Origin of the sequence: Mycobacterium sp. RTGN6, from assembly GCF_033804605.1 — a bacterium.
Classification (GTDB): domain Bacteria; phylum Actinomycetota; class Actinomycetes; order Mycobacteriales; family Mycobacteriaceae; genus Mycobacterium.
In genome coordinates this window covers 272,837-295,286 of record NZ_JAPZKZ010000002.1, presented here as the reverse complement: position 1 = coordinate 295,286, position 22,450 = coordinate 272,837, and the positions used below count along the sequence as shown (strand labels likewise).

17 protein-coding genes are annotated in these 22,450 nt (G+C 67.4%); 9 read left to right on the top strand and 8 right to left on the bottom strand.

What is annotated here, in order from left to right:
- Positions 1-26 precede the first annotated feature (26 nt).
- Complete coding sequence (locus SLQ33_RS05700; RefSeq protein WP_319452829.1) at positions 27-797, bottom strand: class II aldolase/adducin family protein; 771 nt, start codon at positions 795-797, stop codon at positions 27-29.
- Between the two features lie 157 nt (positions 798-954).
- On the opposite strand from SLQ33_RS05700, the gene SLQ33_RS05695 reads away from it, so the two are divergent.
- The gene (locus SLQ33_RS05695) at positions 955-2,325 is read left to right on the top strand and encodes an MFS transporter (protein WP_319452828.1); all 1,371 of its coding nucleotides are present in this window, start codon (positions 955-957) and stop codon (positions 2,323-2,325) included.
- A gap of 7 nt (positions 2,326-2,332) precedes the next feature.
- Here the strand turns inward: SLQ33_RS05695 and SLQ33_RS05690 are convergent, their stop codons facing one another.
- The 4 genes from SLQ33_RS05690 to helR form a co-directional block, all read right to left on the bottom strand.
- Complete coding sequence (locus SLQ33_RS05690) at positions 2,333-2,806, bottom strand: GNAT family N-acetyltransferase (protein ID WP_319452827.1); 474 nt, start codon at positions 2,804-2,806, stop codon at positions 2,333-2,335.
- Positions 2,807-2,823: 17 nt separating this feature from the next.
- Positions 2,824-5,364 (bottom strand): DEAD/DEAH box helicase, encoded by a 2,541-nt coding sequence (locus SLQ33_RS05685; RefSeq protein ID WP_319452826.1) that lies wholly within the window; start codon positions 5,362-5,364, stop codon positions 2,824-2,826.
- A 74-nt stretch (positions 5,365-5,438) separates the two neighbouring features.
- Positions 5,439-6,326, bottom strand: coding sequence for a cutinase family protein (locus tag SLQ33_RS05680; RefSeq protein ID WP_319452825.1), 888 nt, complete (start codon positions 6,324-6,326; stop codon positions 5,439-5,441).
- A 105-nt stretch (positions 6,327-6,431) separates the two neighbouring features.
- Positions 6,432-8,615 carry an RNA polymerase recycling motor ATPase HelR gene (helR, locus tag SLQ33_RS05675; protein WP_319452824.1) on the bottom strand — a complete coding sequence of 728 codons (2,184 nt, stop codon included), beginning with the start codon at positions 8,613-8,615 and terminating at the stop codon, positions 6,432-6,434.
- 95 nt (positions 8,616-8,710) lie between these two features.
- On the opposite strand from helR, the gene SLQ33_RS05670 reads away from it, so the two are divergent.
- From SLQ33_RS05670 to SLQ33_RS05660, 3 genes are all read left to right on the top strand, one after another.
- Entirely contained in the window at positions 8,711-9,427 is a 717-nt protein-coding gene (locus SLQ33_RS05670) for a CoA pyrophosphatase (protein ID WP_319452823.1), read from the top strand.
- Positions 9,428-9,595: 168 nt separating this feature from the next.
- Complete coding sequence (locus SLQ33_RS05665) at positions 9,596-10,411, top strand: cutinase family protein (protein ID WP_319452822.1); 816 nt, start codon at positions 9,596-9,598, stop codon at positions 10,409-10,411.
- Between the two features lie 89 nt (positions 10,412-10,500).
- Positions 10,501-10,794 (top strand): putative quinol monooxygenase, encoded by a 294-nt coding sequence (locus SLQ33_RS05660; RefSeq protein WP_319452821.1) that lies wholly within the window; start codon positions 10,501-10,503, stop codon positions 10,792-10,794.
- A gap of 20 nt (positions 10,795-10,814) precedes the next feature.
- Here SLQ33_RS05660 and SLQ33_RS05655 read toward each other — a convergent pair whose 3' ends face one another.
- Both SLQ33_RS05655 and SLQ33_RS05650 read right to left on the bottom strand, forming a co-directional pair.
- Positions 10,815-11,246, bottom strand: coding sequence for a PPOX class F420-dependent oxidoreductase (locus SLQ33_RS05655; protein WP_319452820.1), 432 nt, complete (start codon positions 11,244-11,246; stop codon positions 10,815-10,817).
- A 7-nt stretch (positions 11,247-11,253) separates the two neighbouring features.
- Entirely contained in the window at positions 11,254-11,817 is a 564-nt protein-coding gene (locus tag SLQ33_RS05650) for a helix-turn-helix domain-containing protein (RefSeq protein ID WP_319452819.1), read from the bottom strand.
- A 104-nt stretch (positions 11,818-11,921) separates the two neighbouring features.
- On the opposite strand from SLQ33_RS05650, the gene SLQ33_RS05645 reads away from it, so the two are divergent.
- From SLQ33_RS05645 to SLQ33_RS05635, 3 genes are all read left to right on the top strand, one after another.
- Positions 11,922-12,977 (top strand): aldo/keto reductase, encoded by a 1,056-nt coding sequence (locus SLQ33_RS05645; protein WP_319452818.1) that lies wholly within the window; start codon positions 11,922-11,924, stop codon positions 12,975-12,977.
- Between the two features lie 41 nt (positions 12,978-13,018).
- Positions 13,019-13,885 (top strand): SDR family NAD(P)-dependent oxidoreductase, encoded by an 867-nt coding sequence (locus tag SLQ33_RS05640; protein WP_319452817.1) that lies wholly within the window; start codon positions 13,019-13,021, stop codon positions 13,883-13,885.
- 284 nt (positions 13,886-14,169) lie between these two features.
- Positions 14,170-16,950 carry a helix-turn-helix transcriptional regulator gene (locus SLQ33_RS05635; protein ID WP_319452816.1) on the top strand — a complete coding sequence of 927 codons (2,781 nt, stop codon included), beginning with the start codon at positions 14,170-14,172 and terminating at the stop codon, positions 16,948-16,950.
- An 8-nt stretch (positions 16,951-16,958) separates the two neighbouring features.
- Here SLQ33_RS05635 and SLQ33_RS05630 read toward each other — a convergent pair whose 3' ends face one another.
- Positions 16,959-18,689, bottom strand: a complete 1,731-nt coding sequence (locus SLQ33_RS05630; protein ID WP_319452815.1) for an L-aspartate oxidase — start codon at positions 18,687-18,689, stop codon at positions 16,959-16,961.
- Positions 18,690-18,841: 152 nt separating this feature from the next.
- On the opposite strand from SLQ33_RS05630, the gene SLQ33_RS05625 reads away from it, so the two are divergent.
- Both SLQ33_RS05625 and SLQ33_RS05620 read left to right on the top strand, forming a co-directional pair.
- Complete coding sequence (locus tag SLQ33_RS05625; protein WP_319452814.1) at positions 18,842-19,516, top strand: nitroreductase; 675 nt, start codon at positions 18,842-18,844, stop codon at positions 19,514-19,516.
- A gap of 36 nt (positions 19,517-19,552) precedes the next feature.
- On the top strand, positions 19,553-22,351 hold the full coding sequence (locus SLQ33_RS05620; protein WP_319452813.1) for an ATP-binding protein: 2,799 nt from the start codon (positions 19,553-19,555) through the stop codon (positions 22,349-22,351).
- Positions 22,352-22,450: the final 99 nt, after the last annotated feature.

The following is a 22,450-nucleotide window of genomic DNA, read 5'->3' as shown; positions in this document are numbered from 1 at the left end:
CACGCTGAGCGCAAACAGCTGAGCCGCTAATCCCCAACAACGCTTGGGTCGGGCACATGGGTGCGCTGTGCCCATTGAAAGATCTGCCAGGCGGCGACGTCGTCGAACTCGTCGTGGACGCGCCGCGCCATCTCAGCGCTGATCGGTTGTGCACCAGGCGCTTTCACCTGAACCTCGGCACAGCGCTCCATCAACAGGAAGTAGCCGACTGCCGAATCGATGGTAGCGCCGACCGTCAGCAACCCATGGTTGCGCAGGATCGCCGCGCGGGCACCTCCCATGGCCGCCGCGATGCGTTTGCCGCCGTCGGTCGATCCGATGTTGACTTCCTCGTCGTCGAAGATCTCGTGGTCATCGAAGAACGCGCACGACTCCTGTGAGATCGGCTCGAGCCTGGTGACGGTCGCCGAGAACGGGGTTCCATACGGTGTGTGGCAGTGTGCCGCTGCGACGATGTCGGGTCGTGCCTCGTGCACGGGGGCGTGGATGTAATACGCCGCGATGTTGATGTGGCCGCCGCCCTCCACGGTGCCGTCCGGACGGACCAGTACGAGGTCGTCGGTGGTCATGTACCGGAAGGGCACGCCGTAACGTCCCAGCCAGAAACAGTCCGGCCGTTCCGGGTCGCGGGCGGAGATGTGACCGTCGCCGAGCGAGCCCCAGCCCATTGCACCGAGCACCCGGTATGCCAGGGCAAGTTGGCGGTTGCGGTGAGCGCGCAGCGCGAGCGGATCAGCCAGCTCGGGCTCGTAGGCCGCCGGGTCGAGGAAGGGACGATCCGTCGCCGCGTCGACCATCGATCGGCACCCCTTTCGGCTCACACCAGTCGGCATTCTGATCGCCGAAGTTTACCTCCGCGGTACCGCGGCCGCGCGCCCGTGTTGGTGAGCTAGTGATCGCTCGTCATGAGTCCGAAACTCCTCTAGCGGCTGCTCGATTCGATACCGTCGCCCAATGAGCGATGAGGCGACGCCATCCAGCCCGACCGGTCCGACACGCGCTCCGACGAGCACCCGGCGGGCGGTGCTCAACACCATGCGGGGCTCGGCGGGAAACCTGGTCGAGTGGTACGACGTCTACGTCTACACCGTCTTCGCCTCGTACTTCGAGGCGCAGTTCTTCGACAAGAACGACACCAACTCAACGGTGTACATCTACGCGATCTTCGCGGTCACCTTCGTGATGCGACCGGTGGGATCGTGGTTCTTCGGCAGGTTCGCCGACCGTCGCGGGCGCAAGGCCTCCCTGATGCTCAGCATCACCGTCATGTCCGCCTGCTCCTTCCTCGTGGCGGTCATGCCCACCCGCGAGATCATCGGCTGGTGGGCGGCAGTGATCCTGGTCCTCGCCCGGCTCGTGCAAGGGTTCGCCACCGGTGGTGAGTACGGGACGTCAGCGACGTACATGTCCGAAGCGGCCACCGCGAATCGGCGCGGATTCTTGTCTTCGTTCCAATACGTCACCCTCATCGGCGGTCACGTTCTCGCGCAGTTCACGCTCCTCATCGCGCACTACTTCCTGGACGATGACGACCTCAAGGCCTGGGGATGGCGGATCGGCTTCTTCATCGGTGGTATCGCCGCCCTCGTGGTGTTGTGGATTCGCCGCTCGATGGACGAGTCGCTCAGTGAATCGCACTTGGAGGCCATCCGCGAGGGCAAGGACCGGGACGCGGGGTCCTTGAAGACGTTGTTCACCACGCACTGGCGGCCCCTGCTGCTCGTCTTCCTCATCACGGCGGGCGGCACGATCGCGTTCTACACCTACAGCGTCAATGCGCCGGCAATTGTCAAGTCCACCTTCGGGACTGACCGTGCGCTGACCGCAACGTGGGTCAACCTGCTTGGCCTGATCTTCCTGATGTTGCTGCAGCCGGTTGGCGGCATGATCAGCGACCGGATCGGGCGCAAGCCGTTGCTGATCTTCTTCGGTGTCGGTGGCGTCATCTACACCTATGTCCTTCTCACGTTCCTGCCGAAGACGACGTCAGCGGTGATGGCGTTCGCACTGCTGGCCGTCGGGTACATCATCATCACCGGCTATACGTCGGTCAACGCGATCGTGAAGGCCGAGCTGTTCCCTGCCGAAATCCGCGCTCTCGGTGTGGGTTTGGGCTACGCGCTAGCGAACTCCGTGTTCGGGGGTACGGCGCCGCTGCTTTACCAGGCGTCCAAGCCCGACCACATCACCTTGTTCATCTTCTACGTCACGGTGGTGATCGCCGTGAGCCTGCTGGTCTACATCTTCGGGCTGAAGAACAAGGGGGAGACGGTGCTCGACCGCGAGCAGGGCAGCGCCTGGGCGGTGCCTGCTCCTTCTCGATAACCGTGGATCACCGAGGTTTGGGTCCGACGTCCTTCACGAAGAAGACCCGTTCGAATCCATCCTGCGATCGGCGAGCCACCTCGACGTAGCCCATGCGCGGATAGAACGCGAGGTTCTCGGTCATCGCAGCGTTGGTGTAGAGCCGTGTCTGAGGGAGGCAGCGTTCCTGGGCCAGTTGCTCCGCGTAGCCCAGTAGGAGTTGGCCGTAGCCGCACCCCTGCGCCGCCGGACTGATGGCCACGTTCTCGATCAACAGATGATCGGATTGGACGATCACGACGATGAGCCCCACCAGCTCGGCACCGTCAATGAGGACCCAGGCCTGGTCGGTGGCCGCGACGACGGTTCGGTAGTCGACCGTCATCGGTGCGGGCTTTCGGCCGATACGCGAAACGTACGGCGCATACGCGGCTTTCACGACGTCCTCAATGTCGGCGACATCGGCGACCGTCGCTGGGCGGATCAACGGCCGGCCAGTCATCAGCCGATGTTAGATGCTTAGTCCAGGCGGCCCGCGTCGACCACCCGGATGACCGCCGCGCCCTCCTCGTCGGAGGCCTCCAGATCCACCTCGACGTCAAAGCCCCAATCATGATCGCCAGCAGGGTCATCCAGGATCTGCCGCACCCGCCATATGCCGGGCTGTCGGTCGATGATCAGCCGTGCCGGGCCGCGGGCGTCCGCGCCCGTCCCGACGTCGTCGTGCTCAGAGAAGTACGCGCGGACGACGTCCTCCCAGCGCTCGGCCGTCCACCCGGAGTCGGCGTCCAACTCGCCGAGGTCGTACCAACGTCGTCGTGCGAACAACTCCACCCGCCGGAACAGCGCGTTGCGCACCATCGCGGTGAACGCGCGCTCGTTCCCGGTCAGCGGGCGCGGGCGAGCCGGTACCGCCACGGGCGCGTCGAACGGCTGGTCGGGGCTGGTGAGTTGCTCCCACTCGTCGAGCAGACTCGAATCCACTTGGCGGACAAGCTCACCGAGCCACTCGACGATGTCAGTGACGTCCTCGGTCCGCGCACCGGCAGGCACTCCGGACCGCAGCGCCTTGAACGTATCGGAGAGGTAGCGCAGCACCGCGCCCTCGGAGCGCGTCAGCCCGTAGACGCTGACGAACTCTCGGAACGTGAACGCCCGCTCCCACATCTCGCGGACGACGGACTTCGGCGACAGCTGCCCGTCCGCGGCCCACGGGTTGCTCCGCAGGTACACCTCGAAGGCGTGGTCGAGCAATTCGTCGAGCGGCCGCGGATAGGTGACCTCGTCGAGCAGTTCCATCCGCTCGTCGTACTCGATGCCGTCGGCCTTCATCGCGGCGATGGCCTCGCCCCTGGCCTTCTTCAGCTGCGCCGCCAGGATCTGCCGCGGATCCTCCAGCGTCGCCTCGATGACCGAAACGACGTCCAGCGCAAAGGTTTCCGACTCCGGGTCGAGCACGTCGACGGCGGCGAGCGCGAACGTCGACAGCGGCTGGTTGAGGGCGAAGTCGGGCGGCAGGTCGACGGTGAGTCGATACCGGCGCCCGTCGGCCCCGGGCTCGTCGAGGTGTTCCAGCACGCCGGCCTGCAGCAGCGAGCGCGCGATGCCGACGGCCTCGAGGATGTGCCGGAGCTGCCGCTTGCGCGGTTCGTGGTTGTCTGTGAGCAGCCGACGCATCGCGGCGAACGGGTCACCGGGGCGGTCGACGACGTCGAGGATCATCGCCGTCGACACCCGCATGTTGCTTGTCAGGGGCTCGGGAGTCGCCTCGACCAACCGAGTCATCGTCGACTCGCTCCACGGCACCATGCCCTCGGGTACCTTGCGCCGCACCAGCTTTCGGCGCTTCTTGGGGTCGTCGGCGACCTTGGCGAATTGCTTGAGGTTCTCCACCTCGTGTTCGGGTGCCTGCACGACGACGGTGCCCGCGGTGTCATAGCCGGCCCGCCCGGCCCGCCCGGCGATCTGATGGAACTCGCGGGCGTTGAGCAGCCGGGTGCGCACGCCGTCGTACTTCGACAGTGCCGAGAAGACGACGGTTCGGATCGGGACGTTGATGCCGACGCCCAGGGTGTCGGTGCCGCAGATGACCTTGAGCAGGCCGGCCTGGGCCAGCTGTTCCACCAGCCGCCGGTACTTGGGCAGCATGCCAGCGTGGTGAACACCGATCCCATGCCGGACCAGCCGCGACAGCGTCGAACCAAACGCCGTCGAAAAGCGGAACCCGCCAATCAGTTCGGCGATCGCCGCCTTCTCCTCCTTGGTGCTCACGTTCACGCTCATCAGCGCCTGCGCGCGCTCCAGTGCCGAGGCCTGTGTGAAGTGGACGACGTACGCCGGGGCCTGCTTCGTCTCGAGCAGATCGCCGATCGTCTCGTGCATCGGCGTCGTCGCGTACGAGAAGTACAGCGGAACCGGACGCTCGGCGTTGGCGACCAGCGCGGTGGGGCGGCCTGTGCGGCGGGTCAGGTCGCCGCGTAGGAACGCCACGTCGCCAAGCGTGGCCGACATCAAAAGGAACTGGGCCTTCGGCAACTCCAACAGTGGCACCTGCCAGGCCCAGCCGCGGTCGGGATCGCCGTAGAAGTGGAACTCGTCCATGACGACCAGGCCGATGTCAGCCTCTGCGCCTTCGCGCAGCGCGATGTTGGCCAGTACCTCCGCGGTGCATGTGATGATCGGCGCGCCGGCGTTGACGGCTGCGTCGCCGGTGAGCATGCCGACGTTGGCCGCGCCGAACACGTCGCACAGCGCGAAGAACTTCTCGCTGACCAGCGCCTTGATGGGTGCCGTGTAGTAGCTGCGCCGGCCTGCCGCCAGCGCCGCGTACAACGCGCCGGTGGCCACCAACGACTTGCCGGAGCCGGTCGGCGTGGCCAGCACGACGTTCGCGCCGCTGACCAGTTCGATCAGCGCCTCCTCCTGCGCCGGGTACAGCACCGTGCCGCTCGCCTCGGCCCAGGCTGCGAAGGAGCTGTACAGCTCGTCGGGGTCGGCGCCCGCGCGCAGTGCGGACAAGTCGCTCGGATCGTCGAGCAGGGGCGGGGCAGTGGTGGACATCGTGAGGACCAGCCTGCCTCACGCGTCCGAGGGCGTCCTTGTCAGTGGTCGTTCGTCACGCGAATCGATCGACGTCACGCCGCCGGTGCGTTTGTCGGTGGTAGTGGCAGGCCGGTGGGTCCAGGCGGGATGACGGGTCCCGCCGGCGGCAGATGGGCCCCCCACTCGCCGGGGTCGACCGCAGAGGGTGCGGTGGGACCGGAGGGCGCGGCGAGCAGGGGTCCCGTCGGCTGCTGTGACGGCAGCGCCGTGGCCGAGGGTTGCGCCCGTGCGTCCGCGGCCCAGCTGGCCTGGAGCTGGCTCGCGGCGAAGGCCACTCCCTGGTCGACCATTCCCGTCTCCGTGTACTCGTTGTGGGCCGAAAAGCTCGTGCCGTGAGGATCGCAAACCAGGTCGTTGTCCACGCACAGGTCGATCGCCCTGCCGACGTACTGCGGACCGATGGCGATCGGTGGGTCGTTGATTGCGTGCATGAAGCGTGTCGACGGCTTCCCGAATAGGACGACCGCTGAGACGTGGTCGGCCACATCGGCCGGCATGGGCGCGGGGACGTCGGATGGAGCAACTCCGTCGGGCACGGTATTGGCGGTCACGAAGCCCATGACCGCCGCGCCTTGGGAGAATCCGCCGAGGACCATCTTGGTGGTAGGACAGTTCACCGCCGTGGCGAGGATGTGCGTGCGTGCATCGGCGATACCGTCGACGGCGGTGCGGAACTCAGTGGTGGCGGGGTAGTCCACCGCGTACACACCGAGGGACTTGGCGCCGATCTGACCGCGCAACGCGTCGACTAGGGCTTGTCCTGTCGGGCCGACACCTGGGGCTTCCGTGGTCCCGCGCGCGAATACCACCTCGGCATCGGGACACGGCGCTGCGTACGCGAACGGCGTTGGTGCACTTGGTATCGCCCAGGCCGCAGCTGCGGCGGCGGCGATCAAGCCGACAATGGGGCGTAGCCTCACCCACCCATGCTGACACATGACGGGGGCGAGCGCGCGCTGCCACCCGGCGGCCGTCGGGGCGCCCGTCCATGCGAAAGCACCTGCTGCGCAACGTCGAAACTTTGCTCAGCGAAGGAGGCGCGCCGCTATGTCGGTGAGTCCGGCCAGGGCTTGCGGCAACTCGCCATGGTGCAAGACCCCGAGCCGTTGGGTGGCGCGGGTCAGCGCGACGTACAGGTCGGCCGCACCGCGCGGGCCGTCGGCGAGAATCCGTTCCGGCTCCACCACCAGGACGGCGTCGAACTCGAGGCCCTTGGTCTCCGACGGTGCCACCGCGCCCGGCACTCCGGGTGGTCCAATCACCACGCAGGTGCCTTCGCGCGCGGCTTCGTCCTGCACGAATTCGGCTATGGCCGAGCTCAATTCAGGTTCGGCGAGCTGGCGGGACCACGGTTGGACGCCGCAGGCACGAACCGACTCCGGTGGTTTCACTCCTGGTGCGAAATCGGCGAGCAGCGCAGCGGCGACGGTCATGATCTCCGCCGGCGTGCGGTAGTTCACCGACAGCGAGCGGTACACCCAGCGGCCCGGCACGTACGGCTCCAGCATCGCGTCCCACGACGTCGCGCCGGCCGCGGACCGGCGCTGGACGAGGTCGCCGACCACCGTGAAGGACCGGCGAGGGCAGCGCCGCATCAGCACCCGCCAGTCCATTTCGGAAAGTTCCTGAGCCTCGTCGATCACGACGTGCCGGTAGGTCCAATCCCGGTCCGCGGCGGCCCGCTCGACGAGTTCGCGGTTGTCGCGCTCGGAGAAGCGCTCGGCCAGATCCTCGGCGTCGATCAGGTCCTGGGCGAGCAGGTGGTCCTCGTCGTCCATCAGATCCTCGCGGTCGATCATGACGTCCAGCACCCCGGCGGCGTATCTGGCCTCGGCCTCCCGCTGCTTCTCGGCGGCGTGGTCGGTGGCCTTGTCGCGGCCGAGCAGGTCCACCAGTTCGTCGAGCAGCGGCACGTCCGACACCGTCCAGGCGTCGCCGACGGAGCGCCACAGAGCCTGGTCGGCACCCGCGGCGTCCAGTCGTTCGTGCGACTCGTACAACGCCGCCAACAGTGCGTCCGGGGTGAGCACCGGCCAGAGTTCGTCGAGCGCGGCGGCGAACTGGCCGTGGTCGTCGACCTCCTCGATCAGGCTGGCGCGCAGTTCCGCCCATGCCGCCTTGTCGTCCCGGGTCAGCCAGCCTCGTCCGATGCGGGCGATCGCCCGCTCCGTGATCACGTACGTGACGATCTCGCGGAACACCGCACGGGCTTCGTTGTGCGGCAGGCCGCTCTCGCGGGCCTCCTTTCTGGCCCACTCCGCGGTCTCGGCGTCGATCCGCACCGTGACGTCACCCAATTCGATGGGGAGCGGTTCGACCGGCAGTCGCTGCCTGTCGGCGACCGCTGCGGCTAGCACGTCGAGGATCTTCAGCGACCCCTTGAGCCGAGCGGCCTCCGAGGTGTCCGCGGCGGCGACGGTCAGGTCTGGCACGAGGTCGCCAATGGTCATGAACACCACGTCGGATTCACCGAGCGACGGCAACACGCGACCGATGTGGTTCAGGAACGTCGAGTTCGGCCCGACCACGAGCACGCCATGGCGTTCCATCTGCTCGCGTTGCGTGTAGAGCAGGTAGGCCACGCGGTGCAGCGCCACCACGGTCTTGCCGGTGCCCGGGCCGCCCTCGATCACCAGCACCCCCGGATGGTCGAGCCGGATGATCTGATCCTGTTCCGCCTGGATCGTCGCGACGATGTCGCGCATTCCGTCACCGCGGGGCGCGTTCACGGCCGCAAGTAGTGCGGCGTCCCCTTCGTCTTCGCCGGTGGGACGACCGAGGACCTCGTCGGTGAAGTCCTTCACCTGACGCCCGAGGGTGTGGAACTGGCGGCGCCGACGCATGTTCTCCGGATTGGCGGCGGTGGCAACGTAGAACGGACGCGCAGCGGGCGCCCGCCAATCGAGCAGCAGCGTCTCGTACCCGTCGTCCTCGTCGAGCAGGCCGATCCGGCCGATGTACGACGCCTCGCCCGAGACGGCATCCAGCCGGCCGAAGCACAATCCGTCGTCCGCGACGTCGAGCCGCTTCATCTGGTTGGCGACTGCCCGCACCTCGACGTCCCGATCGACGAGCTCTCCGCCGTCACCGCGCAACGCCGCGGCGTACCGACCCTTCGCACGTGCGCGCTCGGCGTCGAGTCGCGTGTAGAGCCCGGCCACATGGCCCCGCTCGGCGTTCAATGCCTCTTCGTGCTCTTGCGTCGACACGGACCCTCGCTCTCTTCCTCCCGATGATCCCTGGTGTTTCACGCTGACGACACTTGCGTGATGCTGCCCACTACGACGGTGCCTATGGTCGAGCGGTGACGATCACGTACGACGAGGCATTGCGCGAACGGTTCCGGACGCATCTGGCGGCTCACGACCGCCGCGTCGTGAACGACCCGGCCAAGCGGCACGCGGCCGTCGCCATCGTGCTCGTCGACTCCGAACTCGGTGAGGACAGGATCGATCCGGCGCCGGTGGACGATTGGATCGACGGGCGGCCGATGGAGGCCGGTCTGGACGGCCGCATGGTCGACGTCTCCGGCGGTGCGGCCTTCCTGCTGTGCCGCAGAGCGTCGCGGCTGCGGGCGCATGCCGCGCAGTGGGCACTGCCCGGCGGTCGGCTGGACCCGGGCGAGACCGCGATCGACGCCGCGCTTCGGGAACTCGACGAAGAACTCGGCGTCGGGCTGCCCGACTCGACCGTCTTGGGACTACTCGACGACTACCCGACGCGGTCCGGATACGTCATCACCCCGATCGTGATCTGGGGCGGTGGACGGCTCGAGCTCCGCCCCGCGGCCGACGAGGTCGTGGCGGCCTATCGGGTGGGACTGCACCAACTGCAACGCGACGATTCGCCACGGTTCATCGCCATTCCGGAGAGCCCGCGTCCTGTCGTGCAGATGCCGTTGGGAAACGACCTCATCCACGCGCCGACGGGTGCCGTGTTGCTGCAATTACGGTGGCTGTGTCTCGAAGGCCGCCACGATGCGGTCGACGAGCTCGAGCAACCGGTGTTCGCCTGGAAGTAGGCCGCCCACCTGGTCAAACACCGTCGGTTGAGTCACACCTGTAACGCAGAACCGTCCTGACAACGACAAACCTCAGGACGCGGCACTGCTACCGAACAGGCTTTGCCGCTGGGTTGGAGGGAAATCGTCGTGATACGTCGTCTTGGATTAGCCGTTCTGGTAGCTGGCATGGCGCTGGGCGGACTGGCCACCGGCACCGCCGCGGCCACGCCCGGCTGCGCCGACTTTCATTGGATCGGCGCCGCCGGATCGGGTCAGCGCGACGGCGCAGGCCTGAACGCCAACGGCGGCATGGGTGGTGTGGTCTTCCAGTCGTACCTGCAACTGCGCGACGAGCTGGCCGCAAGCGGCCACACGATCACCGCCGAAGCCGTGCAATATCCCGCGGCGCCGGTCCCCTTGGAGGGTGGCCTTGGCGGCTGGATGGGCTTCATGGACAGCGTCGAGGACGGTACCGACGCGACGGCCGAGCAGTTCGAGGCATTCACCGAGCGGTGCCCCACCACCAAGGTGGTGCTCGCCGGCTACTCGCAGGGCGCCATGGTGATCCACCGCAACCTCGAGGACCTCGCCGACGACCCGCACGTGGCCGCGGCGCTGCTGATCGCCGACGGCGACCGACTGCCCGCCGACACCACCATCAACCTCGGTTCGACCGCCATCGTGCCCAGCGTCGGCAAGGGCGTCGCGCAGGAGCACTCGTTCCTGGCATCGGCTCCCACCTCGACGCTGCCGCCGGAGATCGGCGCGCGCACCGTCAGCGTCTGCGACGTGGGCGACCCGGTCTGCGACTCCAACCCCGACGCCGACACCGACGCAATGTCGCCCGCCGCCCTCGCGATCCACACCTCGTACGCGCCCGCGGCGAGCGGTGCCCACGCCTGGGGCACACCGCTCTACCAACTGGTGATGAGCGCCAGCCTGGCGCCGACGCTGACGCCGACGTCGACGCCGACGACCGAGCTGGCCGCGCACGGCGGCTGACCCTCCTGCCCGCCCTCGTTGGCGAAAGCGGAAACTAGGGATGCGGGCGCCTGCCCAGGTTCCGAACCGCTGATGTCAGGAGAGAGTCGATGCCAATCACCGTGCTGCTCGAGTTGAGGTTCAAGGCCGAATCACTCTCGGAGGCAACCGAAGTGTTCCGCCGCGAACTGGTCAAGACGCGCGCCTTCGACGGAAACCTGGCCATCGACGTGCTCGTCGACTCGCTCGACGAGACGCACTGGATCATCTACGAGCTCTGGGAGTCCGTCGAACACGACGACGCCTACCGTGCATTCCGCGCCGGCGACGGCAAGATCACCGAACTGCCTCCACTGTTGGCCGCGCCGCCGGTGAAGACGAGGTACAACACCTCAGACGTGTGAGATCACGGCGCGTAGTCCGGTCAGTCGGCGACGTCGAACATGGCGATCACCTTGTCCGGTGTGACCCGCACGAGCAGCTCGCCCGGCACGCCGTTGCGCTTTCCAAACTGCTCGGCACGGTCGTCGCCCACGTATCGCGCAGCGATCCGGGTGGCGGTCCGTAGGAGTTCGTCGGGGTCGACGGCGCTGATCGATGCGGTCCCTTGAACTTGGACGAATGAGTACGGCGGACGGTCATCGTCGACGACGAGCACGACGCGCGGGTCGCGACGCAGTGCGCGTCCCTTCGCGGTGTCGCTTCCGGTGTTGAAGACCAGTTGCCCGTCCTCGACGACGAACCAGATGGGCGCGACGAGAGGCCGGCCATCCGCGGCGACGTAGCCGAGCTTGCCGGTGCGGGTGCCTTCGGACAGGAACGTGATGACGTCGTCGGTCAATTCTGCGGATCCCATCGGACCATCATGCAGAGCTGTCGACGTCATCGACGTGAAAGCCCCGCAGGATTGTCTTCAAATGGCGACGCCACAGGTTCTGACCCCGAAGGACCGGGTCCAGGCGCTCGCTGTGGATGACGCCGCGCAACGCCCACACCGCCGCGGAGATGTCGGCTGGCGTCACGTCGGCACGGACCGCGCCGGACCGCTGGGCACGCGCGAGCAGTGCGGCCGAACGCCCGCGGAGTTCTTCGACGAGGGGTTCTGGTGCGAGTTCACCCCAGACCGGAGCGGATAGGCCCGACTTCTCGGCAAGCTCGACGGCGACCGTGCTCAAGAACACGTCTAGGCACTTCTGCGCCGGCGCCCGTGCGGCGTCTTCGGCGCGGTCGATCAGCCGTTGGAAGAACCCGCTGAGGACCTCTTGGACGAGTGCGTCCTTGTTGGCGAACCGGCGGTACAACGTCGCCGGTCCGACGTCGGCGGCCTTCGCGACGTCGTCCAGAGTGGCGGCCGGACCGCGGGCGGCGAAGACCTCTTCGGCGGCCTCGACGAGCCGCTCGCGGTTGATGGCGGCGTCTCGACGCACCGTGTTGCCCTCCCATCCGTGTGTCCGGCTGGAAATAAATGGCCCGCAGCCACGTTCATACTATCTGAGAGTTTAACTATCAGTTAGCCTGGAGGTGCTCGATCATGTCGGACAACGGACGTGCGGACGTCACCGGATCCGCGCGGGTGCGGATCGGGCATTCGGATCTGACGGTGCGCCCCATCGGACTGGGCTGCATGGGAATGTCGCAGTTCTACGGTCCTGCCGATGACCGCGCCTCCATCGCGACGATCCGGTCGGCGATCGAGCTCGGAGTGGACCTTCTCGACACCTCCGATGTCTACGGTGCAGCGGACATCGCCACGGCGAGCAATGTCCGGGGCTTTGGCCACAACGAGCAGCTGATTGGCGCCGCCATTGAAGGCCGTCGCGAGAACGTGGTGCTGGCAACGAAATTCGGCGCCAAGGTCAACGACACTCGCGACGGGGTCGTGCTTGATGGACGCCCGGAGTACGCGGCCGCGGCGTGCGACGCCAGCCTGCGCCGACTGGGGACCGACGTCATCGACCTGTACTACGTCCACCGGCTGGATCCAAGTGTGCCGATCGAAGACACCGTCGGAGCGATGGCGGAGCTCGTCACTGCCGGGAAGGTCCGCACGCTCGGGCTCAGCGAGGTGGGACCCGACCTGATCCGTCGCGCTCACGCGGTCCATCCCATTACCGCGCTGCAGAGCGAGTACTCGCTCTGGGAGCGCCGTGTCGAGCAGGGCGTCACCGCGACGTGCCGCGAACTGGGAATCACCTTGGTGCCCTTCAGCCCGTTGGGTCGTTCGGCGCTGACCGGTGCACTGAAGCCCGGCGCCACCTTCGATCGGAGCGACTTCCGTGCCTCCAATCCGCGGTTCGCGGCCGAGCACCTCGCCGCCAACCTCGAACCGGTCCAGGCCCTCGTCGAGCTGGCCGCGGCCAAGGGGTGCCGGCCGGGGCAGCTCGCGCTCGCGTGGCTGTTGGCGCAGCCGTTGGACGTCGTGCCGATCCCGGGGACCAAGCGAATCGAGTACGTGGCGGAGAACCTCGCGGCCACCTCGGTGCCGGTGAGCGCCGATGAAGTCGCCTATCTGAGTCACGTCTTCGCGCCAGGACGGATCGTGGGAGACCGCTACAACGCCACGCACGCCAGAACCGTCGCGAAGTGAATCGAACATCCAGCACTGCAAACACATTGGAGGAAGACGTCATGAACAAGGTCTGGTTCGTCACCGGCTCGTCACGGGGGTTCGGCCGCGAACTCGTCCGCGCGGCACTGGACGCCGGCGACGCGGTCGCCGCCACGGCCCGAAACCCCGAGCAACTCGCCGAGCTGGTGAACGCGTATGGCGAGCGCATCCTGCCGCTGACGCTCGACGTCACCGACGCGGCCGCGTCGGCAGCGGCCATCGCGGCCGCGCGGGAGCGCTTCGGCCGGATCGACGTCGTCGTCAACAACGCCGGGTACGCCAACGTTGCGCCGATCGAAACCGTGGAGGACGACGACTTCCGCGCCCAGTTCGAGACGAACTTCTGGGGTGTCTACAACGTCTCGAAGGCCGCAATCCCAGTCCTGCGAGAACAGCAGGGCGGGTTGATCATTCAATTCTCGTCCATGGGTGGCCGGGTGGGTGGATCGGCAGGCATCGCGTCGTACCAAGCCGCGAAGTTCGCCATCGACGGCTTCTCCCGAGTGCTCCAGACTGAAACCGAACCGTTCGGAGTGAAGGTCCTGGTCGTTGAGCCCAGTGGATTCGCCACGGACTGGGCGGGATCGTCGATGGCGCTCGCCGACGTTCCGGACAGCTACGCGGGAACCGTCGGAGCGATGCAGGCGGTGCGCGGCAGCGACGCCATCACCGCGGGGGATCCGGCGCGTGCCGCTGAGATCCTGGTACGCATGTCGCGCCGCACCGACCTCCCGTACCACCTGCCGCTCGGCGTCAACGCGGTCGAGGGCTCGCTTCGACACGACGAACACCTGCTCACCGAAGACCGGAAATGGGCTGCCGTGGGGAGATCCGCCGACTTCGCCGAGCCCTACCCCGTCGACTTTCCGCCCGACGTTGCCGCCTGACCGACTCGCACACCGACCGCCGACATTGGACCGATCAGACCGGTCGCGTTGGTGGTCAGCACGCAAGTGGCGGTTGATCGACCGAGGTGCCTCGCCGAGCGTGCGCCCAGGGCGAAGAATCGAGTCGAATCCCGCCCTGGCGGCACGCTCGGCGTTGCGTCGGTGGCCGCCCAGCACGCCGGGATGAACCCGCGGCAACGCAAGCAGGCCGCTCAGCCCCCGGTGTGCGCACTGGCTACGATTCTGAGAATCGGACCAGCCCTCGAATAGACACGGTGGTGCTCATGGCGAGCCAGAGTCGCGGGGCGGTGCTGCGCGGCAGGCCCACCGAATGCGAGACGCTGCGCAAGCTGGTCACGGATGTCCGTTCGGACGGCAGCCGGGTGCTAGTACTGCGCGGTGAAGCGGGGGTCGGCAAGACCGCGCTACTGGAGTATGTGGCGGAACAGGCCGCGGGATTCCGCGTCGCTCGCGTCAGCGGCGTCGAATCGGACATGGAGCTCGCCTTCGCCGGGCTGCAGCAGTTGAGCGCGCCGTTGATGGATCGCATCGAGGAATTGCCCGAGCCGCAGCGTGAGGCGCTGAACGTGGCCTTCGGCCGCGGGGTCGGCCCGACCCCGGACCGGTTCCTGGTCGGACTGGCCGTGCTGAGCATCATGGCGGCGGCCGCCGCCGACCAACCACTGCTATGCGTCGTCGACGACGCGCAGTGGCTCGACCAGGTGTCGGTGCAGACGCTCGGGTTCGTCGCGCGCCGCCTACTCGCCGAACCGGTGGTCCTGGTCTTCGCGGTGCGAGATCGCCCCGACGTGTTGGCCGGCCTTCCCGAGCTGGTGATCGACGGGCTGTCCGACGCCGACGCTCGTGAGTTGTTGGAATCGGTGATGGTGGGGGGCATCGATCCGCTGGTGCGCGACCGGCTCGTCGCAGAGACCCGCGGCGTCCCGTTGGCCATCCTCGAGGTGCCGCGCAGCGTGTCTGCGACCGAACTCGCGGGTGGGTTCTGGATTTCGGGGAAGCGTTCGTCGACGGCGGCGATCGAGGACGACTTCGTGCGTCGCATCCAGGCCCTTCCGGCGCAGACTCGACGGTTGTTGCTCGTCGCGGCGGCCGAGCCCGTTGGCGACGCGGCGCTGTTCCTCGCAGCGGCCGCACAGCTGGGCATTCCGGTCGACGCACTGGGGCCAGCCGAAGCCGCTGGAGTGATCGAGCTCGGGCCGCGCGTTCGCTTTCACCATCCGTTGATGCGCTCGGCCGCCTACCGCGCGGCGGACCTGACCGAACGCCGGGCGGTCCATCGGGCATTGGCCGAGGCGACGGATCCGCAGTCCGATCCCGACCGCCGGGCCTGGCACGCCGCCAACGCCGCAGCGGGACCCGACGACGGGGTGGCCGCCGACCTGGAAGCGTCGGCGAGCCGAGCTCAAAGCAGGGGTGGCGTGGCGGCGGCAGCGGCGTTCCTCGAGCGCGCGGCCATCCTCACGGCGGACCCGAACCTGCGCGGCTCCAGGGCGATCGCCGCCGCACACGCCAAGCGCGAAGCCGCGGCGCCCGAGGCGGCGTACGAGCTCCTCGCGCTGGCCGAACTGGCGCCGCTGTCCAAGCTTGAGTACGCGCAGGTCGTCCGGATGCGCGCGCAGATGGAGTTCGTCCGCAGCCGCGGAGGCGCGGAGGGTGCACTCCGAACCGGCGAGGCCGCCGCGCAACTGCTCAGTGCCGCACGGGGACTCGACACCCTCGACGACGACGTGGCTCGAGCGACGTATCTCGAGGCGCTCGCTGCAGCCATGTACGCCGGGCGACTCGGCGAGCCAGGCTTACTCGCCGAGATCGCCGCCGCGGCCCGCAAGGCGGTCGCACGGGTGCCTGAATTGCGGCGGTCGATCGACTACCTGTTGAGTGGCATGTCCAGTCGGATCATCGACGGTCCGGGTGCTGGATCCGAGCATCTGCGTTCCGCCCTGGAACTTTGGAACGACCACGCGCAGCGGGGCGATGGCAAGCCCGTGATGTGGCCGTTCCCGATTGCGCAGGAATCCGCCGCCCACGAGCTCTGGGACGACCTCATCTTGGAGCAGATCGCCACCGACATGGTTCGGCGCGCGCGTGACACGGGTGCGCTCGCGGTGATTCCACCTGCGCTCGCCTATCGGGCCGGCGCCCACGTCTACCGGGGCGAATTAGCCACGGCCGCAAGGTTCATCGAAGAGGCCGATGCCATCACGGTATCGACGGGTTACACGCCGGCGAAGTATCACTCGTTGAATCTCGCGGCGTGGCGGGGGATTCCCAACGACGCGGTGAACCTGATCGAGGCAGCCGCGGCGGATGGAGCCGCCAAGGGAGAAGGCCGATTGATCGGCTTGAGCAAGTTCACTGCTGCCGTCCTCTACAACGGGCTCGGTCGGTATGAAGAGGCTTTCGCAGCCGCCCGGGAGTGCTGTGAATACGAGGATCTGGGTTTCCACAGCTGGTGCCTCTTCGAACTCATCGAAGCCGCGGCACACCTCGGGGACCAGGAATCCGCCGGCTCGGCGCTGCCGCGGTTCGAGGAGCGGGCGAGCGCCGCTGGAAACGACTGGGGGTTGGGCATGGTGGCAGGCGCGCGAGCCCTGCTCGCCCCCAACGAGCACGCCGAGGCCTTGTTCGCCGAGGCCATTGAGCGGTTCGAACGCGCACACATCGTGCTGCACTTGGCCCGCGCTCGGCTGTCGTATGGCGAGTGGCTGCGGCGGATGAACCGGCGCGTCGATGCCCGCAAGCAGCTCAGCAGCGCGTACGAGATGTTCACCACGATGGGTGCGCAGGGCTTCGCCGAACGTGCGCGCCGGGAGCTGGCCGCCACCGGTGAGAAGGTACGCAAGAAGACGGTCGGCTCCGGAAACGAGCTGACCGCGCAGGAAGCCCAGATCGCACGGTTGGCCGCCGACGGGCTGACCAACTCCGAGATCGGCGCGCAGCTGTTCATCAGCACCCACACCGTCGAATGGCACCTGCGCAAGGTCTTCGCCAAGCTCGGCATCACCTCACGCAGGCAACTGCGCACTATCGCGTGGGCCAACTAAGGGGCGCTTCATTCGACCAGCTTGCCGTCAGCGCTCACTTCGCGCATGTGAGCCGAAATGTCCTGCGGTATGGCATGAGTGGGCTCGCGAGCGATGCGACCGGGTCCAGACCACACCAGGTTGACCTGCAACCGCTCGTCGAGCTGGGGGTAGTCGGATCGGTTGTGGCAGCCCCGCGTCTCACGGCGTTCCAGCGCCGCTTCGAGTGTGGCGCGCGCTGCGATGACGCTGGCCTTGAGATCGAACGCGTGGGCGAGGTCATAGAACCCCGCGATGTCCGGGTGCACGCCGACGTGGGTGAGCCGCTCCTCGAGCTCCGACAGCTCACGCAGACCGCACAGTAGGCCCGCCTCGTCGCGCACGACGCCTGCGTATTCCGTCATGGCGTTGCGGAGGGCGCGCTGGAGAAATCGGACGTTCTCGGGACCGTCGCGATGCAGTACTCCGTCGACCTCCGCGCGCGCGTCGGAAATTGCTGCACGGGAACGTCGTTGGGCGTCGCGCTGTGCCGAGTAGGCCGCCGCCGCTTGACCGACGAGCTTGCCGTACACCAGCAGTTCGATGAGCGAGTTTCCGCCGAGGCGGTTGGCGCCGTGCAGTCCGCTCGAAGCCTCGCCGATGACGTAAAGCCCCTCGACGTCGGTGCTGTGATCCTCTGGACGAACCCAGACGCCGCCCATCGAGTAGTGCGCTGTGGGAGCGATTTCCATTGGCGTCGTGGTGATGTCGAGCAGCTGCAGGTCCATCAGCGTCTGGTACACGCGCGGCAGTCGGTCCATGATCTGCGTACGCGGCAGATGCGACACATCCAGCCACACGCCTCCTCGGGGGGTGCCCCGACCCTCTTTGATCTCGGTGTACGCGGCGAGCGCGACCCGGTCACGGGTGGACAGTTCCATCCGCTCGGGGTCGTAACGCTTCATGAAGCGCTCGCCGAGATCGTTGCGCAGGATTCCCCCTTCGCCGCGGGCCGCCTCCGATACCAGAGTTCCAGCGGAGTCCTCGGGCTCGATGAGCCCGGACGGATGGAATTGAACGAGCTCGGGATCCCGGATCCGTCCCCCCGCTTCGACTGCCAACCGGAACGCGTCACCGGTGTTCTCGTCGCGACGCGACGACGTGCGTCGCCATATCCGAGTGTGCCCACCGGTCGCGAGAATGACGGCATCCGCGTGAATGGTGTATCGGGTGCCGCTCTGTTGGTCGAAGCCGTACGCACCGAACACGACGTTGTCGTCGACGAGCAATCTGGTGATGTAGGCCGAGTCGAGTATCGGAATGGCGAGCTGCTCCGCCCGCCGGATGAGGGTGCGCTGTAGCTCAAGGCCGGTGTAGTCACCGGCGAATGCGGTGCGACGGAAGGTGTGTGCGCCGAAGAAGCGCTGAGAGATTCGGCCGTCGTCTTCACGCGCGAAGGCCATGCCGTAACGCTCCAGGTCCTTGATCGACGCTGCGGCACCCTCGGTGACCACCCGGACCGTCGCGGGGTCGGCGAGCAGGTAGCTCTCCGTGAGCGTGTCGGCCGCGTGCTGCTGCCACGTGTCGGCGGCGTCCATGGTGGCCAGCGCCGCGTTGATGCCGCCGGCTGCCAAGGTGGTGTGCGCGTCGGTCTTCGGCCGCTTGCCGACGACGAGGACGTCGGTTCCTTGCTCTGCGAGTTCGATCGCTGCCCGTAGCCCGGATCCGCCGGTTCCGATGACGAGTACTGAAGTTGCGAGTTGGTGCTCGGCGTTGGTCATGTCTCACTCCTCGTGTGCCCTGAGGGCCAGAACGGATTGGAGACAACGAACTCATCCCGATGGTCGAACCTTCTTCGAGTGTTTCCGTAGTCGAAGGGTGACTACGAACTTCCAAGGGTTCGCTCGCCGGCCGCGGCGTTGAGGCTGAGTACATGGACGTTTATGAGGCAGTGACGAGTCGACGGGCGGTGCGCCAGTTCACCGACGAACCGGTTTCCGAGGAGGTGCTGAAGCGCGTGCTTTCCGCCGCTGCGTGGGCGCCGTCGGGATCGAATGTGCAGCCGTGGCACATCTACGTGGTGACAGGGGCACCGCTGGCGCAGCTGAAGAAACTCGCCACCGAGCGTGTCGCCGCAGGTGACCGCTGGGACGAGCGGGAGTACGTGATGTATCCGGCCGAAATGAAATCGCCGTACGGCGACCGCCGAGCGGCCTTCGGCGAGGAGCGCTATCGCGCGCTCGGCATAGTGCGTGAGGATTGGGAGGCGCGGATGAGGGCCGCCATCGCGAACTGGGATTGCTTCGGCGCGCCCGCCGCCCTCTTCTGCTACGTCGACCGCGACCTTGGGCTGCCCCAATGGTCCGATCTCGGCATGTACCTACAAACCGTCATGCTGCTGCTTCGGGCCGAAGGGCTGCACAGTTGTCCGCAGATGGCGTGGTCGCAGGTTCGCGAGACCGTCGCGGACGTATTGTCGCCTCCGGAGCACCTGATGCTGTTCTGTGGCATGTCGATCGGCCACGAAGACACCACGGCGCCCTACCACCGCACCGGCCGGGCGCCGCTCGACGAGACCGTCACGTTCGTGGGGGATCAGGCCACTTAGCCTCCGGCACGTGCACTGGTTACGATTCTGAGCGAGATGGCGAGGCAGAGTCGCGGGGCGGTGCTGCGCGGCAGGCCCACCGAGTGCGAGACGCTGCGCAAGCTGGTGACCGACGTCCGTTCGGATGGCAGCCGGGTGCTGGTGCTGCGCGGTGAGGCGGGCGTCGGTAAGACTGCGTTACTGGATTACGTGGCGGAGCAGGCTGCGGGATTCCGCGTCGCTCGCGTCAGCGGCGTCGAATCGGACATGGAACTCGCCTACGCCGGGCTGCAGCAGCTTTGCGCACCACTGCTCAAGCACCTTGATGAGCTACCGGAACCGCAGCGCGAGGCGTTGAACGTGGCGTTCGGCCGCGGTGTCGGCCCGACGCCGGACCGCTTCCTGGTCGGGTTAGCAGTGCTGAGCCTGATGGCCGCCGCAGCCACCGACCAACCACTGCTATGCGTCGTCGACGACGCGCAGTGGCTCGACCAGGTGTCGGTGCAGACGCTCGGGTTCGTCGCACGGAGACTCTTGGCCGACCCAGTCGCCTTGGTCTTCGCGGTACGCACCACCGGCGGCCCAGTGTTGGCCGGCCTGCCGGAGCTGGTGATCGGCGGGTTGTCCGACGCCGACGCTCGGGAGTTGTTGGAATCGGTGATGGTGGGCGGTATCGATCCGCTGGTGCGCGACCGGCTCGTCGCAGAGACGCGCGGAATTCCGTTGGCCATCCTCGAGGTGCCGCGAAGTGTCTCGTCGTCGGAACTCGCGGGTGGGTTCTGGATTTCGGGGAAGCGTTCGTCGACGGCGGCGATCGAGGACGACTTCGTCCGTCGCATCCAGGCCCTTCCGCCGCAGACTCGACGGTTGTTGCTCGTCGCGGCGGCCGAGCCCGTGGGCGACTTGGCGCTGTTCTTGGCTGCGGCCGCGCGGCTGGGCATTCCGGTCGACGCACTGGGGCCCGCCGAAGCGGCCGGAGTGATCGAGCTCGGGCCGCGCGTGCGCTTTCACCATCCGTTGATGCGCTCGGCCACGTACCGCGCGGCCGACCTGACTGATCGCAGGGCCACCCATCGGGCGCTGGCCGAGGCGACGGATCCGCAGTCCGACCCCGACCGCCGGGCATGGCACGCCGCCAATGCCGCAGCAGGACCCGACGACGAAGTGGCCGCGGAGCTGGAAGCCTCTGCGAGCCGGGCCCAGAGCAGGGGCGGTATCGCCGCCGCGGCAACGTTCTTGGAGCGCGCCACCGCATTGACCTCGGACCCGGCCCAGCGTGCTGCCAGGGCGCTCGCGGCCGCACAGGCCAAACGGGACGCAGCAGCGCCGGAAGCCGCACACGAGCTCCTGGCGATAGCCGAACTCGGTCGGCTGTCGGATTTCCAACGGTCGCAGGTCGCTCGGTTGCGCGCGCAGATGGAGTTCGTCCGCAGCCGCGGAGGCGAGGACGGCGCGCCCCGGGTCGGCCAAACCGCGCCGCAGTTGCTCGACGCAGCCGAAGGGCTCGAGCACCACGACGACTTCTCCGCTAGGGAGACCTATCTCGAGGCCATCGCCGCGACCATGTACGCCGGGCGACTCAGTGAACCCGCGGCCCTGGCTGACATCGCCTATGCCGCGGGCCCCGCGATTAGCCGTACACCGGAGCTGCCGCGGCCCGTCGACTTGCTCCTGAAAGGCGTGGCAGAGCGGGTCACCGGCGGCCTGAGCGCTGGTTCGGCGACGCTGCGCGCCGCGTTGGAGGCCATGTGCCAATTGGCTCAGTCGGACGCTAGCTCGGTCCGGCGCTGGATGGTGGTGCCAGGGTTTCCGATCTTGCAGGAGGCCGCCGCGCATGAACTGTGGGATGAAGAAATAGTGGACCAACTGTCTACGGCCGTCGTGCGCCAGGCGCGGCACGTCGGCGCACTGGACGGACTTCCACGAGCGCTCGTCTACCGGGCCGGTGTGCATCTGCTAGCGGGCGAATTCGCAACGGCGACAACACTTATCGAAGAGGCAAACGGGATCGCCGCGGCCACGGATCACCACCGGCCGGTGAGGTACCACTCGCTGTTGCTCTCCGCATGGCGGGGTGATCCGGCCGAGGCGATCAGCACGATCGATGCGGCCGCCGCGGACGGAATTGCGCGGGGTGAAGGCCGCTTGCTCGGCCTCACTCGCTACGCCACCGCAGTGCTCTACAACGGGCTCGGTCGATACGAAGAGGCCTTCGCGGCCGCACGCGAGGGCTGTGAATACGAGGATCTCGGCTTCTACGGTTGGTGCCTCTTCGAAATGATCGAAGCGGCGGCGCGAACCGGCGAGCACGAGGCCGTTGCCTCTGCGATGCAACGGTTCGAAGAGCGGGCAGGCGCGAGCGGAACCGACTGGGGTGTGGGTGCCCTGGCAAGTGCGCAGGCCCTGCTGGCCGACAACGAGCACGCCGAAGGCTTGTTCGTCGAAGCGCTCGAACGCTTGGACCGCACCAGGGTCGTCGTCCACCTCGCTCGCACCCGATTGTCGTATGGCGAATGGTTGCGGCGGATGAACCGGCGCGTCGATGCCCGCAAGCAGCTCAGCAGCGCGTACGAGATGTTCACCACGATGGGTGCGCAGGGCTTCGCCGAACGTGCGCGCCGGGAGCTGGCCGCCACCGGTGAGAAGGTGCGCAAGAAGACGGTCGGCTCCGGAAACGAGCTGACCGCGCAGGAAGCCCAGATCGCACGGTTGGCCGCCGACGGGCTGACCAACTCCGAGATCGGCGCGCAGCTGTTCATCAGCACCCACACCGTCGAATGGCACCTGCGCAAGGTCTTCGCCAAGCTCGGCATCACCTCACGCAGACAGCTGCGCTCCGTTTCGTGGGCTAGCTAGGCCCACCCCGGCACCACGCACCCCGGTGTCCACTACGGACTACGGACTACGGACCACGAACTCCCAAGGGTTCTCTTCGGCTGCGTTAGCGCGAATCTG

Coding starts and splice junctions, on each gene's coding strand:
- SLQ33_RS05625 (WP_319452814.1), top strand. CDS start 18,842: ATGGACGTTTATGAGGCAGTGACGAGTCGACGGGCGGTGCGCCAGTTC.
- SLQ33_RS05655 (WP_319452820.1), bottom strand. CDS start 11,246: ATGGGATCCGCAGAATTGACCGACGACGTCATCACGTTCCTGTCCGAA.
- SLQ33_RS05645 (WP_319452818.1), top strand. CDS start 11,922: ATGTCGGACAACGGACGTGCGGACGTCACCGGATCCGCGCGGGTGCGG.
- SLQ33_RS05695 (WP_319452828.1), top strand. CDS start 955: ATGAGCGATGAGGCGACGCCATCCAGCCCGACCGGTCCGACACGCGCT.
- SLQ33_RS05660 (WP_319452821.1), top strand. CDS start 10,501: ATGCCAATCACCGTGCTGCTCGAGTTGAGGTTCAAGGCCGAATCACTC.
- SLQ33_RS05685 (WP_319452826.1), bottom strand. CDS start 5,364: ATGTCCACCACTGCCCCGCCCCTGCTCGACGATCCGAGCGACTTGTCC.
- SLQ33_RS05635 (WP_319452816.1), top strand. CDS start 14,170: ATGGCGAGCCAGAGTCGCGGGGCGGTGCTGCGCGGCAGGCCCACCGAA.
- SLQ33_RS05630 (WP_319452815.1), bottom strand. CDS start 18,689: ATGACCAACGCCGAGCACCAACTCGCAACTTCAGTACTCGTCATCGGA.
- SLQ33_RS05640 (WP_319452817.1), top strand. CDS start 13,019: ATGAACAAGGTCTGGTTCGTCACCGGCTCGTCACGGGGGTTCGGCCGC.
- SLQ33_RS05700 (WP_319452829.1), bottom strand. CDS start 797: ATGGTCGACGCGGCGACGGATCGTCCCTTCCTCGACCCGGCGGCCTAC.
- SLQ33_RS05665 (WP_319452822.1), top strand. CDS start 9,596: ATGGCGCTGGGCGGACTGGCCACCGGCACCGCCGCGGCCACGCCCGGC.
- SLQ33_RS05690 (WP_319452827.1), bottom strand. CDS start 2,806: ATGACTGGCCGGCCGTTGATCCGCCCAGCGACGGTCGCCGATGTCGCC.
- SLQ33_RS05620 (WP_319452813.1), top strand. CDS start 19,553: ATGGCGAGGCAGAGTCGCGGGGCGGTGCTGCGCGGCAGGCCCACCGAG.